15 protein-coding genes are annotated in these 17,993 nt (G+C 46.0%); 3 read left to right on the top strand and 12 right to left on the bottom strand.

Annotated elements, in window-relative coordinates:
• Positions 1-182 precede the first annotated feature (182 nt).
• The 6 genes from G9U52_RS17865 to G9U52_RS42200 form a co-directional block, all read right to left on the bottom strand.
• The gene (locus G9U52_RS17865) at positions 183-2,021 is read right to left on the bottom strand and encodes a UbiD family decarboxylase (RefSeq protein ID WP_166151999.1); all 1,839 of its coding nucleotides are present in this window, start codon (positions 2,019-2,021) and stop codon (positions 183-185) included.
• 112 nt (positions 2,022-2,133) lie between these two features.
• Positions 2,134-3,300 carry a benzoate/H(+) symporter BenE family transporter gene (locus G9U52_RS17860; protein WP_166151998.1) on the bottom strand — a complete coding sequence of 389 codons (1,167 nt, stop codon included), beginning with the start codon at positions 3,298-3,300 and terminating at the stop codon, positions 2,134-2,136.
• A gap of 103 nt (positions 3,301-3,403) precedes the next feature.
• Entirely contained in the window at positions 3,404-4,702 is a 1,299-nt protein-coding gene (locus G9U52_RS17855) for a hypothetical protein (protein ID WP_207953049.1), read from the bottom strand.
• Between the two features lie 179 nt (positions 4,703-4,881).
• Positions 4,882-6,225 (bottom strand): DUF2252 domain-containing protein, encoded by a 1,344-nt coding sequence (locus G9U52_RS17850; RefSeq protein WP_166151996.1) that lies wholly within the window; start codon positions 6,223-6,225, stop codon positions 4,882-4,884.
• 173 nt (positions 6,226-6,398) lie between these two features.
• Entirely contained in the window at positions 6,399-6,614 is a 216-nt protein-coding gene (locus tag G9U52_RS17845; RefSeq protein WP_207953048.1) for a hypothetical protein, read from the bottom strand.
• A 131-nt stretch (positions 6,615-6,745) separates the two neighbouring features.
• Entirely contained in the window at positions 6,746-6,940 is a 195-nt protein-coding gene (locus G9U52_RS42200) for a DUF3986 family protein (RefSeq protein WP_512699209.1), read from the bottom strand.
• A gap of 242 nt (positions 6,941-7,182) precedes the next feature.
• Between G9U52_RS42200 and G9U52_RS17840 the strand changes: the two genes are divergently transcribed.
• Complete coding sequence (locus tag G9U52_RS17840) at positions 7,183-7,923, top strand: DUF4183 domain-containing protein (RefSeq protein ID WP_166151994.1); 741 nt, start codon at positions 7,183-7,185, stop codon at positions 7,921-7,923.
• A 743-nt stretch (positions 7,924-8,666) separates the two neighbouring features.
• Here G9U52_RS17840 and G9U52_RS17835 read toward each other — a convergent pair.
• Entirely contained in the window at positions 8,667-9,551 is an 885-nt protein-coding gene (locus tag G9U52_RS17835) for an NmrA/HSCARG family protein (protein ID WP_166151993.1), read from the bottom strand.
• Between the two features lie 176 nt (positions 9,552-9,727).
• Between G9U52_RS17835 and G9U52_RS17830 the strand changes: the two genes are divergently transcribed.
• Both G9U52_RS17830 and G9U52_RS17825 read left to right on the top strand, forming a co-directional pair.
• Positions 9,728-10,096 (top strand): winged helix-turn-helix transcriptional regulator, encoded by a 369-nt coding sequence (locus G9U52_RS17830; protein ID WP_166151992.1) that lies wholly within the window; start codon positions 9,728-9,730, stop codon positions 10,094-10,096.
• 923 nt (positions 10,097-11,019) lie between these two features.
• Positions 11,020-11,769: a class I SAM-dependent methyltransferase gene (locus G9U52_RS17825; RefSeq protein ID WP_166151991.1), complete on the top strand. Its 750-nt coding sequence runs from the start codon at positions 11,020-11,022 to the stop codon at positions 11,767-11,769.
• Positions 11,770-12,238: 469 nt separating this feature from the next.
• On the opposite strand, the gene G9U52_RS17820 is transcribed toward G9U52_RS17825, so the two are convergent.
• The 5 genes from G9U52_RS17820 to G9U52_RS17800 all read right to left on the bottom strand — a co-directional run bounded on the left by G9U52_RS17820 (position 12,239) and on the right by G9U52_RS17800 (position 17,740).
• Positions 12,239-13,876, bottom strand: coding sequence for a methyl-accepting chemotaxis protein (locus tag G9U52_RS17820; protein WP_166151990.1), 1,638 nt, complete (start codon positions 13,874-13,876; stop codon positions 12,239-12,241).
• Positions 13,877-13,902: 26 nt separating this feature from the next.
• Positions 13,903-14,898, bottom strand: a complete 996-nt coding sequence (locus tag G9U52_RS17815; RefSeq protein WP_166151989.1) for a BMP family lipoprotein — start codon at positions 14,896-14,898, stop codon at positions 13,903-13,905.
• A gap of 277 nt (positions 14,899-15,175) precedes the next feature.
• Positions 15,176-15,817 carry a hypothetical protein gene (locus G9U52_RS17810; protein WP_166151988.1) on the bottom strand — a complete coding sequence of 214 codons (642 nt, stop codon included), beginning with the start codon at positions 15,815-15,817 and terminating at the stop codon, positions 15,176-15,178.
• 18 nt (positions 15,818-15,835) lie between these two features.
• Entirely contained in the window at positions 15,836-16,375 is a 540-nt protein-coding gene (locus G9U52_RS17805; RefSeq protein WP_207953046.1) for a transposase, read from the bottom strand.
• Positions 16,376-16,576: 201 nt separating this feature from the next.
• Positions 16,577-17,740 (bottom strand): oxalate decarboxylase family bicupin, encoded by a 1,164-nt coding sequence (locus G9U52_RS17800; RefSeq protein WP_166151986.1) that lies wholly within the window; start codon positions 17,738-17,740, stop codon positions 16,577-16,579.
• Positions 17,741-17,993: the final 253 nt, after the last annotated feature.

Here is a 17,993-nt window from a genome sequence, read left to right as displayed (position 1 = left end):
CGTTTTTAACAGTCGTTAAACTAATGGTAGAAGTATTGTATTAGAATAAATAACCATTGTCAATACTATTAACAGTGAAAACAATTCACTCTACCTATCATCCACAATGTAAATAAAACAAAGTAAAGACACCTCGGTGTACCGAAGGCGGCTTTACTTTGTTTTTGTTTGACTATTGCTTGCTAACCCAGCAGCTTTAACCCGCCCAAACTGGCGCCTTTGGCAAATAACCGCTCGATGTTTTTCTCAACAGTTGGATCAGGTATTAGCGGCGGTGCTTGATGTGGCTTGATGCGGGCATCAATTACGACATTGTCACAAGCCCAATGCTTGCTCTCATAGCGGCTATTCACCCCATATATATCATGGGAAGGGTTGCTTCGCGTGAAGGTAGCCCAGAAGAAGTTCTTCATGGTCGCACTTATAAAAGGGCTGTCATCACATAAAATGACCATCGGGCAAGAGGGCATGGAGCCTTTTGCTTGAATGGCCTCACATAGGCCTTGTAATTCCAGCTGTGCCTGCGCGTAGCTAGTAAAGGCAGGTCCTTGAATCGCTACAATGCCCGGCATCACCAAACATGCGGGCTCGAAGCCCCGTAATGCCTTCAAAGCGTCGGGCACCTCAATGCATAATTCCCTTTTTTTATCCCCGTATGCTGCGAACACAACCTTGCTTCCGCTATTTAAACCCGTACCTGAATAATCCAGGGTATCGATGGTTGTATTCGTATAAAAATGAAGATCCCGCCGCAAATCGATACGCTCCAAAATATAAGCTAAAAAATCGACTTCATGATGTGTGCTTAAGGGCTGCTGCTCTTCTGCCGTAATGAACAAATACTTGGCCAGGCTTAGCTGTCCCGTACCCAGAATGCGATTGGCAATCGTCAGCATCTCCGTCGGCTGCTTGACCTGTTGATACGGAGTGTATCGTTCACTGCCAATGGCAAAAAGCAAAGGATGCACGCCCGCTGCATCAACCGCATGAACTTCTTTGACGCCTGGGATTTCTTGCTTGATTGCATCGCCAGTCAGCTCATGGATCAGCTCGCCGAAGGCGGTGTCCTCCTGGGGCGGACGGCCAACAACGGTAAACGGCCATATGGCATTAGGCTTGGCGTATACTTTATGTACCCTCATTAGTGGAAAGGGATGCGTAAGGCTGTAATAGCCCAAGTGATCGCCAAAAGGCCCCTCTGGCTTGGTTTCACCAGCATGGATTTCTCCGGTTATGACAAAATCAGCGTCATTGCTAATACAAAAGCCATCGATATAGCTGTAGCGAAAACGGCGCCCTGCCAGCAAGCCGGCAAAGGTCAGCTCGCTTAAGCCTTCCGGCAAGGGCATAACCGCTGACAGCGTATGCGCTGGCGGCCCACCGACAAAACAGCTCACCTTGAGCGGCATTCCCTGTTTATTCGCTTGATCCTGATGGACGCCGATCCCGCGGTGAATCTGGTAATGCAGGCCAATCTCTTGATTCAGTTCATATTCATTGCCACTCAGCTGGACACGGTACATCCCCAGATTGGAATTCATAATGCCCGGCTTCGCCGGATCCTCGGTATACACCTGCGGCAGCGTAATAAAAGCGCCGCCATCCATCGGCCAATGTTGAATAAGCGGAAGGTCGGATATTTGGATTTCCTGGGCGGCGGCCGGCTGACTTGCTGATTTTTTCAAAGGTAAGGCTTTCCATGCCGATAAGCCGGTACTGACATGCTTAAAGGGATTTTTCAAGGCTTGGATCGGGTCGCCCCGCAGAGCCATTACGCTTTGTACGGCTGCCCAGGTATGGCGAAAAATAAATTTGCTGCGCTCTATCGTGCCAAACAGGTTGGATACCGCCCGAAATTTCGAGCCTTTTACACGTTCGAATAACAAAGCAGGACCGCCAGCTTCATACACCTTCATATGGATGGCTGCCATTTCCAAATAGGGATCCACTTCTTCTTGGATGCGGACCAAATGTCCATGCTTTTCAAGATCGATGAGGCAATCTTCTAAATTGCGATACATAAGTATAGGGCTCCAATCTCAAGACAGTCTGTAGATTAAAGTTAAAACGATTTCCTAGTCGTTGTCAAACAAAGTCTACCTTCCAAGCCAATAGAGGCTTCAGCAATTCTCACTATGCCTTTCCTTCCCTCAATACCTTCATCGTAACCATCCCGATCAGCAAGGACCATACCGGAGAGGAAATGCCGAGAAAAGAAAGGTTCGATATCGCCATTACAAAAGCAAATAAAATCGAATACCGGTACGCCGAGTCGGAAAAGGCCGATTGCAGGCTGTTCAGTAACACCGATAACAGAGAAAAGCCGGAGAGCAAAGTAATAAAGGTGACAGGCAGCAATTCGATAATGCTGATGACCTTCCATGCAAATAGGCCAAATAGGGCTACCAATCCGCCGGAAATGATAGCTGCACCTACCCGGCTTTCTTTAGGTCCCGCTTCCTCACTGCTGCAAATCGCCGTCATCATCCCCCCAATGTTCACAGCATGCCCGCCGAACAAACCAACAAAGGCTGTACCCACCCCCGACATAACAAGCGTTTTATCAACGGGAGGCTGGTAGCCATTTTTCTTAAGTGCCGCTAACGCCACCGCTAAATCGTTGCTCAAAATAAGCACAGCCATCGGTATCGCAATCGATATCAACCCATTCACTGTAAAATGCGGGCTCACCCATTGAGGCAGGCTGAAGGCTGCCGGCACAATGGCGGGGAAGTCGGTGCTGATCAGCAGACCGATAACACCCAATACGAGCACGCCTAATAAAGGCGGGATGGACCGGGAAATTTTAGGCGCAATGAAAAACCCCAAAATCGCCATTCCTCCCACAAGTGGAGCGGCTTTTAAAGTGGGTACGATTTGCACGACATAATTGAGAATAAGACCTGCGAGCATGGCATCAATTAAGGCTTTGGGGATGAAATCCAGTATTTTACCGAACCATCCTGTGAGCCCTAGCACAACGATAAGCAAACCCGCCATCATAAAGCTGCCTGCCACTTCATTCCATGTAAACTGGGCAACAAGCGTGCTTAAGAACGCAACCGCCGTTATCGAATGCGCCCCTGCAAAAGGGATTTGGTAGCGGATCGACAAGGCTACATTTAAACAACCGCCTACAACGTAGACGATGAAAAACCACGATATGAGCTCTGAACGGTTAAGTCCGGCAATATGGGCACAATTAATTAACATGATAGCTCCACCCGTGCAAGCCATTAATGCAGACATAACTCCTGCTAGTACATTTTGAGTATTCAGAGTTTGGGTATTCAGAGCCATAAAGCCTCCTTGATGGCTGGTCATTTAATGTCATATCTTTTCGCGGCTAACTTTTTACTGAATACTTAGAATAATCGCTCGTTGATGTTTTTGTAAAGTAATTTTAGTGGAAATAAGTAAGTATAGCTATGCCAATTGCACATACAACGAGTAAGTACCATCCATTATCTCGAAGACCCACTTCAATACTAGATTTTTTCAGCAAAGTACTTACTAACAGATTGATGGGATTTACTGGACTCAATATAGAGGAGGTGGACCAGGCAAGCATTAATAACATGGCCAAAATTTCTTTGGTTGTTCCCAACAGGACCGGATCCATTTGCGTTGCAATTACACTTACGACAACCACTTGATGAATGCCTACAAAGGTGATACTGACCATCAAAACGACAATAAAGACGGCAAATAACAAAAAAGATAGTTGAGATAGATCATTCATAAACAAGCTAATTCCTTGCCCAAAGCTTGAGCCCTTTAGCGATTGCCCAAAAAATCCAGCACTGATATACATGATAATTTCATTATTCATAATAGGCACCGCTTTGTCCCGATAATCAATGAGATGCCGTTTTAATAATCCCCATTGCTTCGAAAACAGGCTCCAGGCTATCGGAAATAAAAGCGCTAGAAGACTTACCAAAACAAGCATGGACCAATGTGTGGTAAATTCGGCAACAATCGTTATGACCATCAGCATTAAAATGATGAGGGGCAATATCCTGATCCTTTTTCGGTGGACAGCCGTAATTTCACTTGGATTCGTAGCTTCCGTGTCCCATTGCTGCTTTCTTGCCCACCATCCTAACATTAGATTCCCTACAATTAAAAATAAAACGGCTAACCCAAAACCATAGGTCATATAGTTTCCAATGGATACATCCAGATACAATAAAACGATCCCAACTGCCGCATAATAAGGTGACCATAAAATAGTCGTCGAAAACCCAACAAGGTAAGCTTTTGACAAAAAAGTAGTGTTCAACCGCAGATCTTTAATTAATTCATGAACAATCCGGATGGAACCGAGGTTTAATATAGGTCCAAGAAAAAAAAGCACGATCGTAATCCCCGCAAACATTTTTCTGGGGCTGTTCCGGAGCTTCTGGAGGTATAACAAAATAGAATCAAAAAATCCTCCCATTTTAAACGGGATCGACAATAAAGGGACTAGAACAAGCAGGGTGAGCAAGGGTATGTTCGATGTAATTCCTTGTGCAACCGCATCCATACCTTGGCCCTTTAATTGGGTTAACACGATACCGGCTATAAACATAAGGATGCTAAATATCCGTGGAACCGTCCTTGCCAGTGTTATACTCCCTATAAAAGCAACCGTAGCAAAAATAGCCAATATGTATACCAACCAAGCTGCATTCACAAAATATTGAATTAAAAACATTACACACATCAGTAATATAAAGTAACTTTTCATCTTACCTCTAAAAATCGTGTTATTTGGTATATTGTATACCATAAAATTAATGCTACAACAGTATCCTTGTAGCGTCAACCTTAGCTATTCTATTGTCACCATTCTACTTAGCCAAAAGGCTCCTGCACCACTGCAGGGTGTGAGCCTTAGCCCTGGCCTATCCACTCCATAAACAGCTCATAATCCTCCTCGACCTGCTCCACATAAGCTAAGGCCCAATTGGCTATATAGTCTTTAAAGGCTTCCGTGTCCTCGCCCATAGCGAGCTTGATTTCATCCTCACTATGATGGGATACCATGCCTAATTGCATATCTACATCGGCCCGCGCATGGATTTTGGCCGTAATTTGCCCCATACCTTGCAGCACATTCAACCAATCGCCCCGATCAGCGATGTTATCGACCTTTAGCTTCTTTTTAAAAGGTGAACGCTCCCTGACGTAATAATGGCGGTCTGCCATTGTCAGGTAGCCAAGCAGAGGATCAGCCTCATGGTGCATCGCCTTTTGGGTCAGGGTGACCCGTTGCCCCTGATGGGCACATTGCTGCCAAAACCGTTCGTTATAAGGCATAAAATAAGCCGGTACCGGACCGCGAACCTCCTTAAGCTCCACAACGATATCATCCAGCTCTTGGTTGCTTTTTCCTTCGATCAGCACATAAAAGCGGTTCAGACCAATCGAAGCCGTTCCTGAACCATGCTTGAAGACAATATCCTTAATGGTGTAGTAGCTCTCCGGCTGCTTTGTTCTTAATTCGAGTGTGCCCAAATAACTCGGCCAGTTTGCCCTTACCATCGCGGCTTCCGCTTCCGTAGGCTCCTGCATCTCATCCGTCCGCGTGAAGCGGCGGCTTCCCTCCGCAAGCTCCGTGATACTCAGCAAAAGATGCCCGGCATCGCGTTTCTTCAGCTTTTTCAAAAGTTTACGGATCGGTCCCTGCGTTTGGTCTTCATCGAAAACGAGCGAGCGTGGGTCTTCCTTGCGCTTAGCAAATTGCTCAATTTGCTCCACATAAGCGGTTATATATTCGAATAACGCTTCCTTTTGCTTACTTAGTTCCAATTCCTTACCCAGCGCCAATTCCTTACTTCGGTAAACCAGCAATATACTAACGCACATCCGCAGTAAATCATACAGATAGGAGCCCACATAGCCCTCGTCAAAATCATTGATATCAAACACATCAAATCCGCTTTCATTGCGGTACGCCCCAAAATTCTCAAAGTGCAGATCGCCCTGAATCCATGTCGGCCTCTCCGGCGAGCTATGGAACGGAAACCAGACCCGGCTTACATCATAATAAAACAAATAGCTGCTGCCTCTATAGAAAGAGAATGGGCTTTGCGCCATTTTCAAATATTTCAAGTTGCGCTTGTGCAAATCGAGCTCCATGACCGAACCATCAAATTCATCCAAAACCTGGGCGATCGTCTGCAGCCGTATTTTAGAACGTGTAGCCTTGATGCTTTCTATATGACCCTGCTCCATTGCCCCACACCCTTTTCAAAAAGATGATATCTAAAGTTATTTTATGCCATATGCACCATCGATAACAAGCTGGCGGGAAAGCGGCTCGGGCACAATAGCGTTTAGTAACCATTTTATGCAGGAGACCGCTCTAGTGATTAAGCGTTCTTATGTGTTTAATAGCAGCCAGAGTATCAAGAGGCTGTAGCCGCGGGCTTGGGGATCGCCATGCTGTCGCGGTGGACCGTGAGCAAGGAGATTGAAGCTGGCGATATGGCTGAGCTGGTCGCATATATAGCCCTTACGGTAATGGACATACCATAGAGCCTTGCCACAATCGGCGCAGTGTCATGTTTGGAGGGTTCAGACACCGTCACATCTTGTTTACATTCCTCACGAGCAGTGAACAAGATATTAATTCAATGAGTATTTCACGAAAAGCGAAACCTGTAAAATGGGTCAATCCATAACTTTACATGGCCTCTATTGTTACGACCTTCATTTAATTTATTTGAACTATATGGAGAGTAATTCTTCATGACTAATTCATTCGATAAGCCGAACTGGAATCAGATACAGAAAAAATGAACGTGCCCTGTACTTCTCTACGACTTAACTTTGAATCAACAAGAACTTTGTCATCCTCTTCATTTAAGAATATATCATAAGTTCTATCTTTATTTTTGAATCCCACAGCATGGATATCAAGTCCCTCCTTACAAAAGCCTAAGTGAATTATGGACGGCTCTATTTCAACTTTTTCATTGGAGAGTATTGGATTTTTTAAATCTCGACAAATCGCAATAAACTCACCTTTTTATCATTTTAATTTATAATAGTTTCCTCTTTTGTTCAAATGATTAAATGTCTCAACATATAAACAAAAGCCTTTTATAAATTAGTTAGTTTATTTAACTAGTTCAACCTATATCTATATTTCATAAGATGAATAACAGGAGGTGTGAAACAATCGTTGCCTTGAATAAATTAAAAACAACCTATTATATCACCAAATCAAATGGGGTAAAAAGAGTCTATTCTTTTGCTGATCGTCACAGAGGTTATAACTCGACAGTAATTCCTGCTCTAAATCAACTTTTATTAGTAAATTTTTATATTAACGGAGTTCTTCAGCCTAATATCATTTATAGTATACAAAAAGGCAAATTAATTATTAAGTCACGTGATGTTCCTCCCATAGGAACACCTATGATGCTCCAATTTATTAGTTATAAGCCAAAATCACGTTGCAAGTATAAGAAAATAATCAAAAAAAATACTAAGAAGAGAGAACGAACGTCCATGCCTGTTCCCTATTTAAAATTGTATTTAACAGCAACAAACACTGTTGTAGGAAGTGTAGACGTTACCACAACAACAGATGTCGATGCTGCGGTTAGTAGATATTCAGCCACTGTTATAGTAGGAATGATTGCAGGAGGAATAACTACAATTCCAGCAACAGCTTTTATAGACGACAGTGGCAACCCTGTTGATGCTGGTAGCCTAACTGTGCCGACAGATGGATTTTACAATGTATATATTAACGGTGTACTACAACTTGCAGATTTATCAAGTTTGACCTCCGACAATTTGGTTATTAATGCATCGGTTGTACTTGGAGTAGCTGTAGTATTGCAGACTGAAGATTTTGCAGGGACTATGTCTTTATCTACATCTACTAATAACATAACTGTTAGTACGACAATTGATACTTGATGACTGTGATCCAAATTAGCATGAATTATTTTAAACACATACATTAATCCCTTGCTCATAAAGAGGAGGGCTTAAGCCTGTTTCAAAAGTATGATCTTTTGGCACGTGGTTGTTTCTTTGATTATAGCCGATCCTATCAATTCAACTCCAAATTTCAAAAATTGACTATCACTTTTTCTGTTACCTTTGACTTTAACCATGAAGCATATTGATCTTTATTTGGCACAGTACTGCTGCAATAACCAATAATATAACAGCAATAACTTGGAATTTTCTTTCCCAACGTATCATCTATGACTATCGAGTATTACTTCTGACAAGTCACATCTTAAAGGCAAATACAAATAGCCCCCGCAGACAGCTAAGTGTATCGGATTTCATGGGGGAATTTAAATGGAAAGGCCCACTGAGGATCTTTGATAAGTTGCGAATCTGAAGCATCGTACCGGCAATTCTGGCGAAGAGGGTACGATGTGGATACGGTGGGCGGCAACATAAAAATGCTTGAAGAATACATTCAACTAACAAGAACTGATCGACCCGTTTACGGGTGAGACGGTGAAAAGGACAGGCAAAGCGGCCCCTTTTCAGGGGCTAGCCCATGATTATACGCGGTTGGCAGAATTTCATTGCGCCTTAGAGGCTCCTGCTTGTAACATACCCTTATAGGGCTTGATGGAGCCACTGGCTAAACCGGTGGTTATGAGGCGGTCTTCGAATGCCAGACCTGTTGATTAACAATCTCATGTACGCTCTGTACGGAACAATGCCTCGAACTTCGCTTTTCCTTGCTTTTCCACCCAGGTATCAAAATCCGTAAATTCCGGGAATAGCTTGCGCAAAGCAGAAATATCGACCTTGTGGCCTTCTTCGTTTATCCATTGAAACACACCGGCCAAAAGTTCATTATGCTGTCGCATCGTTTCCAGCGGAATTTGAACGTAAGGAATGGTACGGTTGGTTAAACGGCCTATGGCGTCAGCAATCTGCAAGGGTGTTAAATTATCGAAGGCAATTTCGATAGTTCTGCCCAAATAGTCGTCTGGGTGTCTAAAAGCTAAGGCGACGAAAGCGCCGATGTCGTCCACAGCTACGAGTGGGATCACTCCATCTGGCTTGAAGGCTTGTGTGAGCGTGCCGTGCTGTACGCCGGCGGACATCGCGAAGTTTTCCATGAAGGTGGCGGGACGCAATATGGTGGCCGGCAAACCGATTGAATGAATGTACTGCTCAATATCCCATTTGGCCATATCGCGATACCGGGATTGCGCATCTGCACCGCCAACAGATGTATAAACGAAGTGCTGGATGTTCGCCTTTTGGGCCGCGTCCGCTACAGCCTCCCCCATACGCTTTTCTTCGGCGTTGGATTCGAGAGTAGGGGTCCAACTCGAAGCCTGAACACTGAATACGCCATAAACCCCCTGCATAGCCGCATCGAGTGAGGCAAGATCGTCCATGTCACCCAAAGCAAGCTCGGCTCCTAATTGGGATAGTTTCATGGCCTTATCGCTTGATAAATCGCGAGTAAATGCACGAACCTTCCAGCCATCGGCCATTAAATGCCTAACTGCCGCACCTCCTTGTTGTCCGGTAGCTCCCAAAACCAATATCTTTTTTTCGTTCATATAGCCATGCTCCTCCCTAAGCTTTATAAGACTATCTCTGCTTAAGCTAAACCATAAGAAGTTAAATAAGTCTTGTTGTTACTTTAAATCATTAGAGATATAATTAATAGTAGACACATTATTTTTATATAACTTCATAAAGTAGACTACCTATATTTTAGTTAGGAGTGATTTCTGTGAATGAACGCAAAGAGGACGAACTATGCCTCATCTCCATTCGTGAAGCTTTAGAGGTTGTTCGCGGAAAATGGTCTTTTTTGGTGCTTTCCTTACTTAGTCTGGGTCCGCAACGATTTAATCAAATGCGAAGAAATTTAGATAACATTAGCATCAAATCTTTAACGGATGTCCTGCGCCATTTGGAGCAGTATCAAGTCATCAATCGCCAGGTGTTTCCTACCGTACCTGTAACCGTTGAGTACTCGCTAACGGATAAAGGTAGAGAGTACATACCCGTGCTTCAACAAATGCGCATATGGGGTGAAAACTGGGGGGAACATCCGAAGCTCGTCGATGGTCGCGAAACTTCGTTGCAGTACAAATAGGAGAGCACTGAAAAGTCCCCCTAATAGGCAACTTTCTTGATTTTAAAGAATGTTGTCTATTTTTTCACTTCGCCCATGAAAAAGGCAACGCTGTGTGGTCGCACTCGCTTGTCACCGTGCATGTCGTCTGCGACCAGTTTAAAATTCATGTTGCTGCTTCCTCATCAAATTAATTCTCCAGGAACAAATTCACCCTTCCGCCCACTTCGACTTTTTGAGTGCCTTTGTGTCGACCGACAACCCAACGTCGAGTGCGCTGAATCAAGAACGCTTGGGATGGCCGCCAGCACATCCTTCACTGATCTCGGGCCTCGAAGAAGGTCACTACTTCATCAGCTGAACCGCCGTCGGCTCTGTCGGTGTCGAGACGTGAAACACTTCGAAGCTGCCGACGACGATCGGCAGCTTCACTGTGCTAAGGCCGTTTATTGCAGATGAGAAGGGGCAGTAGTGCATGCAAGTTCTTGTTTATTATACATTGTTGGGCGCGTCGTCTTCAGCAAGAACAAGTTTTCCACTATTCAGTCTGTAACCATACGGTGGTTCAGAACCTTCAGCATCGATCAAAGGCATAAGTAGTTTTATAAATGACTCGTTCCCATTAAAAGTTCTTTCAACATTCATTATTATCATTTCCCTTGCGATCAGTGGTCGCTCCATGTAGGGAGAAAGGTGCAAAGAATTATTTTGAACTATTTCTTGATTGACAAGCTCTAATAGAAATATAATAAAAACAATCTTTCAAATGAGGTGAATTGGATGTCTTTCCGTATTGTTCGAGGTATTTAGTTTCCGGGCTGGAAAAAACGCGTACCAGCCGTCAAGGGAGGAGTCTACCCTTTTGACTACAGAAACTAAAATTTTGAATGATATTGGTCTGCTATCCCGTAGCTTTTTTATCCTCATTGGAAGGTGGAAGAAAAATGAATTCAATAGAATATAAAGCGTTTTATGATAAGGTTGGAAAAATCAACGGATGGGATTTCAGCAATGTGAAATGTGTCTCCGAAGGAATAAAATGGGACTTCTACAATGAAGTAACGAAGACATGCAAGAAGTCTGATATATTACTTGACATCGGTACTGGCGGCGGGGAAGCGATTTTATCAATAGCTGATTCTGCATTACTTCTAGTTGGGATTGACCATTCAACTGGAATGATTGAAACAGCAACAAAGAATTCTGCTGAATCAGACATAGCAAATGTTCGTTTTCTTCAGATGGATGCTGAAAATCTAAATTTTCCTGAGAACTTCTTTAATGTAGTCTCTTCTAGACATTCGTGTTTCTATGCAAAAGAAATAGCCAAGGTGTTAGTTAAGGGTGGTATGTTCCTGACACAGCAAGTAAGCGAAACCGACAAATTAAATATGAAAGAAGCGTTTGGAAGAGGACAGGCATTGGGTGCTAAGAAAGGCTCGTTAAAAGCTCAATATATTACTGAATTAAATGAAGCGGGCTTTAACGACATACAGTCATTTGAATTCAATGCAATCGAATATTATCAGACACCTGAAGACTTAATATTCCTCTTGAAACACACTCCGATTGTTCCTGATTTTGGACAATATGAACTTGATTTCCAAATACTTCAACAATTCATTTTGGAAAATCAAACCGAAAGAGGAATTAAGACAAATTCAGAACGATTTATGATTATTGCTAGGAAGTAAAATATGAAGGGAACCCGTTTTTGGGTATCCCTTTTTTGCTTACAATGCTTGATAGAATGGATTATTTGGATAGGCTGGCATAAAGATTCTCTGTAATTGCTTTTGCATTTCTTCTTTATATAGCTCAAACACATCGGCGGGTTGCTGGTCATAGGGATGAAAATTCGATTGTTGAACTAAAGAAGAACGACAACTGAAAATCATGTGATCGCCTGAAATCTAAATGGCGGTCATATTTTTTGTTCAGAATCAACATAATTCGATAGACCCAACAAAAAAAGAGAGGTTCGCCCCCCTCTTTGCTATTCTATTTCCGCCAATACATCTCCGATTAATTGTCCTTCCGCACTAACAGTGAACAGCACTCCACATGCCTTGAGTAGTTGTCGCAGACAATATCTATGAGATGTATGCAACGTTCACTTTAAATTTTTAATGGTTGGTATAAATTGTTAACTGTAAAAAAGCTTCACACCTTGAACTTTCCGATCTGTCCACGTAAATGCTGGGCAAGCTGCAGCAGCGCTTCCGTCGCCGACGATACGTCGGCTGTCGAAGAGAACTGCTCCTCCGCAGCGGCAGATACGTGATTCGTCGCTTGGACCGATTCGCCCGCAACACGAGCAATATCGTGAACGGCGCTGCTGACGACGTTCGCCTTCTCCGCCGTCCGCTCGGTGGACGCCGCCATCCGGCTCATTTGCTCGGAAGCGTTGGCAACAGCCTGCTCAATTTGCCGGAACGAATGTCCAGCTTGGCCGACAACGCCGATCCCTTGGCCGACTTCTTTGGTCGCCGCCTCCATATCGGTCATGGCATCTGCGATACCGGATTGAATGTGTCCGATCAGGTCGGCAATTTGATCCGTCGCCTCTGCGGACTGCTCCGCCAGCTTCCTTACTTCCCCGGCTACGACCGCAAAGCCGCGTCCCTGCTCACCCGCTCTTGCCGCCTCGATCGAAGCGTTAAGCGCAAGCAAATTCGTTTGCCGGGAAATCGCGCTTATGACTTCGACGATGTTCCCAATCTGTTCCGATTGCTGCCCCAAGCTTGAGACCGTTTGTCCTAAGCTAGTTACCGTACCTTGAATCGAGCTCATCTGGCCTTGTGCCTTCTCGATGGCCGAATTGCCTTCTATCGACCTTTCATACGCTTCGCCTGCCGTCTTCTCAGCCTGTCGGGCGCTCTCGTTCATTTCGTTAACCGTAACTGACATGTCGAACAATACTTGCGACGCACTGTCGACAATCATAACCTGATTTTCCGATCCGAGCGCAATTTGTTCGATGCTCGTATGAATTTGCCGGCTGGCGCTCCGCATCTGATCGGCGCTCTGCTTCAGCTCCTCCGAAGAAGTGACGACCCGCTGCGACATGTCCATTACCCCTTCGATTAACAATCGCAAATTGTCTGTCACAGCCCTTACGGAAGCGGTCAGTTGACCGACCTCATCCCGGGAAAACGATTGTTCCACGGGAGTCGTCAAGTCTCCGCCCGCAATAGCAGCCGTAGTGCGCGTAAGCCGTTGAAGCGGACGGACGATCGTTCTTGTCATTCTCCAGGTTATGAACGCAGTGAGCAGGATAACAGCGCCGGATGCAGCGGCCGTCGCTTGGCCGACCTGTGTGCTCCGCTCCAAGTCGTTCACGTAAACGGCCTGAATGTCGTTCTTAAGCAGAACGACGTCGTTGGAAATACCAAGTGAGCGAACAGACTGGCGCATTAGCTCGGTGCTGTCGAACTTAGCGACAGCCGCCTCAACGGCCTTCATGTATTCGTTATATTTCTGGATCAATCGGTCGAAACGTTCGCGCTGCTTGACGGTCAGCTGCCCTTGCTTCAAAGCTTCGATTTGCTGGCCGACCGCCCTTGCCTTCTCTCCAGCATCGTTCGTATTTCCGACACTTGTATTGTATGAAGCGTTGCTGAGCGCAAGCTGCGAGGCCAGCAGCCCACCTTCGAGCTGTTCGGCGCTAAGCAGCAGGTTCACCTGCTCGGCGCTCTCATCCTGCAGCAGCATGGATTGCATAAGAACAAATATAAGCATACCGACGCATAACAGCAGCGGCAGTATGGCGTTCAAAAACAGTTTTCGGCTTAACGTCATCCCATTCGTTCCTTCCGCCCGTTACTTCAGTTTACAGTCAGCATTATTTTTCCTTCAATCAATTGTTGCTTGAGACCATCCAGCTTGCGCTGCTCATCGTCGGACAGCTTCACGACCCGAATAGGGGCAAGCCCGACTCCATTCTCCTTTAGGCCAAGCACCATATGCTGCTGCTCAAGCTTGCCCGTGCGCGTCCACATATTCGCGACTTGGAAAATGCCTTCGTCGACATTTTTCAGCATCGAGCTGACGACCGCTTTCTCAGCCGCCGTAAACTGGTCGCTGTCAACGCCGAACGCCAGCACTCCGCTAGCTTCCGCTTCCTTGAGCGAGCCGACGCCGGTCAAACCCGCAGCCGGATAAATGACGTCTGCGCCTTCCGCAATCATTTTTCTCGCCAGCTCGGCTCCTTTATCCGCATTGCCGAAGTCTTCCGCGAACGACAGCAGCACCTGCGTATCCGGCTTTACGGATTTGACTCCTTGCACATAGCCGTTATAAAAGTTGCGGATGACCGGCGCGTCCATCCCCCCGATAAAGCCGACCTTGCCCGTCTTCGATTTCATGCCGGTAACGGCACCGATCAGGAAGCTGCCCTCATCCTCCTTGAAAGTTAAGGAATGCACGTTCTTTAACTCCGAGACGCTGTCTATCAGCAAGAATGTCTGCTCCGGATATTTGGCCGCTACTTTCTCCAAGCTTTCCTGAGACATGAAGCCTAACGCGACGATAAGATCGTTGCCTGCCTGGACAAGCTGCTCGATTCCGACGTCATATGTCTTCGTCTCGGAAATTTCCCGGTAATCGAACTGAATACCGAGCTCTCCCCGCGCTTTGATCAAGCCTTGGAACGCCGCATCGCTAAACGATTGATCGCCGAGACCGACATCGGACAGCATAACGCCGATCTTCATCTTGTTTTTCTGCTGCATGCCGCCTGTTGTTGTACTGCAACCTGCCGCCAGTAGCGCGACGACAAGCGCCAAGGTTATGAATCTCCACCCACCTAGCACTGCTAACATCCTTCCTCTTGTCGATTTATGTTTGTATTTGTCGAATCTTGTAGATATAATTCATTATAATTGTTTTGTAAATCTTTGTCTTTGTAAATATTTCAAGTCACTGCGATTCCTTTATGAGCCTGTTCAAAAAGCACTAACTTCAGATTGAAAACAGAAAAGAGGAGCCAATTGATGTTCCCAGACAATCACTTCTCATCCTTATTTATTTGGGTCCCATAATTTGGGTAGACTTATCTCTGTTACCATCAAGAGTCTTTTTTTAGTTGTAAAATGCGTTTTATGCTGCTAGCGGTAGCGAGAGTTGCTCTACTTGAATCTCCTGCAGTTTCTTGAGAATCGCCACATGATTCGGAGGCAATATCATTTCGCGTACATGTGCAATCATCCGTTCAACCAGTCGAAATGCATCTCGCAGGATAAACCATTTCTCTACGCGTTTGGTCGTACGCATGGGCACTTTTTTGTGCTTCATTATGGAAGTCAGCTGATTCGACTCTTGCGCAAATGCCAGCTCCACTTGTTTACGGAACTTTAGCATCTGTTCTTGTAGCAGGCTTTCTTGCGGCACAGGACCACGAAAAAACGGATTGTAGGTGAAGGAATAACCGAACTGCTTTACGCAAAGGCCTTGCAGTGGACAGGCGACGCATTTCTCTTCGTCTCTGCGATACCAGGCAGTGTATGTATTCTCATCAAATCTGTCGAACATCAGCGCGTGGCCTTGCTCGCATTCCGGCTTTCCTTCGGGTGAACAGTGTTCAGGAATGTTCGTGTTTGTCTTGAACTCGGTTACGACAGCCACATCGTGCTTTAAAAGTGCTTCCTTTTGGTCGTCCGCATCGAAGTACCCCAGATCCGCCACCAGGTAATCGACCTTCAGTCCTTCGATCTTCTTTATCATTTCAATGAGCGGTAGCATACTTTGACGTCTGCTGTATCATTGGGCAGAATGATTAAGAATAAGACGATTGGGCCTTTCGGACTGGGGCAGACAATGGAGTGCTTGCGGTAACCGATAAAAACTTGTTCTGGTTTGCCTTCGTTCGCTGTACGCCGATCGCGCATCGGGATCGGAATACATCTTCTCACAAGCGCAACTGCTCTGATCCGGGCATGAACAACGTTTGTGCTTGTATCCGTTAACGTTGGCCCAAACGGGTCTGGAATCAATGCACCTAAGCGTTGGCAGCAGAAAGTCTTTCAGCTTCAATGCCTGAGCAATGAGATCAAAAAGAATGGCATAAAACAATTCGGCGCTGAATTTCACCCGGAAATTGCTCAGGCAGCTGTGAACCGGCACCTTTTCAATACTGCAGACACCGATAAAGTTACGCCAAGCCTGGTCTTCCGGATCCTTTAATTGCCTCGCCAGTTCCCGGAACGAGGAGATTTCTGGGCGTGTAAAATACAGATAATGCATCCGAAAGCAGACTCTTGGATCGATTGGAGGACGCCCGCCTTTATTTTCCCTGATCATCTATGGCTGTCGATATGCTGGTACAAATGCTGCTCGCCGTAGACCCCCATTAAACGCAAAAAAAGCCATGCCAGCTGCCAGCTTGCATGGGTTCTTTTTACGCTTTAGACCATTTAAGCTTTATAACGCTCACTCTTTACAACACTCATTCTTTACAACGCTCATTCTTTACAACACTCACTCTTTACAACACTCGTATTCTTACACCACAGGCCACTTTTCCTTGCGCAACGCATCCAGTAATTCGGCGCCAACCTGCAAATTATCCCGCACTAGATCCCGAGGGGTTAACGCCATCCATTGGTTTAAGGAAATATCGACAAAGCGGTCGCTTTTGAACATTTCCAAAAACCACAGCGTCTGGCTCCCCGTGTTCTGAATATAATGACCGTTAGCAAACGGCACATAACCGACATCACCTGCTCGGTAGTCGAACGTACGGGCAATACCATTGCCGCCAAATACAGTCATCCGCCCCTGTCCGGCAAGGTAATATTGCCACTCGTCGTTGTTGGGATGCCAGTGGAGCTCACGCATGCCGCCGGGCTCGATCTCGACAAGTGCCGCGGCAATCGTCTTGGAAATGGGGAAGTTCGAGGAATCGACGATCCGCACGCTGCCACCTGGTGTTCGAAGCGGTGTTTGCTTCAGCAGCTCATGCTTAAAGCTTAGCGGAATGGTGCCATAAGGAGACTGGATCTGCTGGCTTTCCAGTGACCCAGGCACCTTGTCTTGAAAAATATATACCTGCTCCGACGGTATATTGGTGAAGGCCTGCTCGGGCACGCCAAAATTGGCTGCCAGTACATCCTTCGGCGTATGGGCGAACCAATCGGATATGGATAAGGTATTTAAGTCCGAGAAGCTGCCATCATCAAACACAAGCAAAAATTCGCAGCCCTCCTCCAGCCCTTGGATCGAATGCGGGAGCCCGGCGGGAAAGTACCAAAGGTCGCCCGGTCCCACATCCGCGATGAAATTGCGCCCTTGTGCGTCGACCGATGTAATACGTGCGCTGCCTAGCAGCATATAAGACCATTCGGCTTGCTGATGCCAGTGCAGCTCGCGCACCCCACCGGGCTTCAGGCTCATATTGACCCCTGCAAGAGTGGTCGCAATCGGCATATCCCTCACGGTGATCTCGCGTGACCAGCCTCCTTGATTGAGCTGCATATGCGTATCGGAAAACGAGAATTTCAGATTAGGCAGCAGGCCTGAATCCGTTATCGGAGGGACGAGCATATTGGGATTCTCACGGTCTCGCATAATATCCCGCGGGCCCAGGTCAGGGCCACCGGCGCCATCACTGCGGATCGGCTGCGGCACCTTATCATATATAGCTTGTCGTTGAAGCGGGATATCCATTGCATAAACCCCTTTCGGCTGCTTACTTGCCACTTAGGCGCTACGATTGCTGCTTAGATACTACTTAGTTGAGTAGTTGCTACTTACCTGCGCCGCGGCTTACTGACCTCTATGGCTTATTGCTTGAGCCAGCACAAACCTCACACCATTTTATGAAGGTAAGCTTGCCCATTATGCCAGTGCCCACTCCCATCTCCCACCCAATCAATTACTCGTATATAACGACCTATGTATATGAGGGTATGATAAGGGG

Origin of the sequence: Paenibacillus agricola (genome assembly GCF_011440305.1) — a bacterium.
GTDB lineage: Bacteria > Bacillota > Bacilli > Paenibacillales > NBRC-103111 > Paenibacillus_S > Paenibacillus_S agricola.
This window is presented reverse-complemented; position numbering and strand designations above follow the sequence as displayed.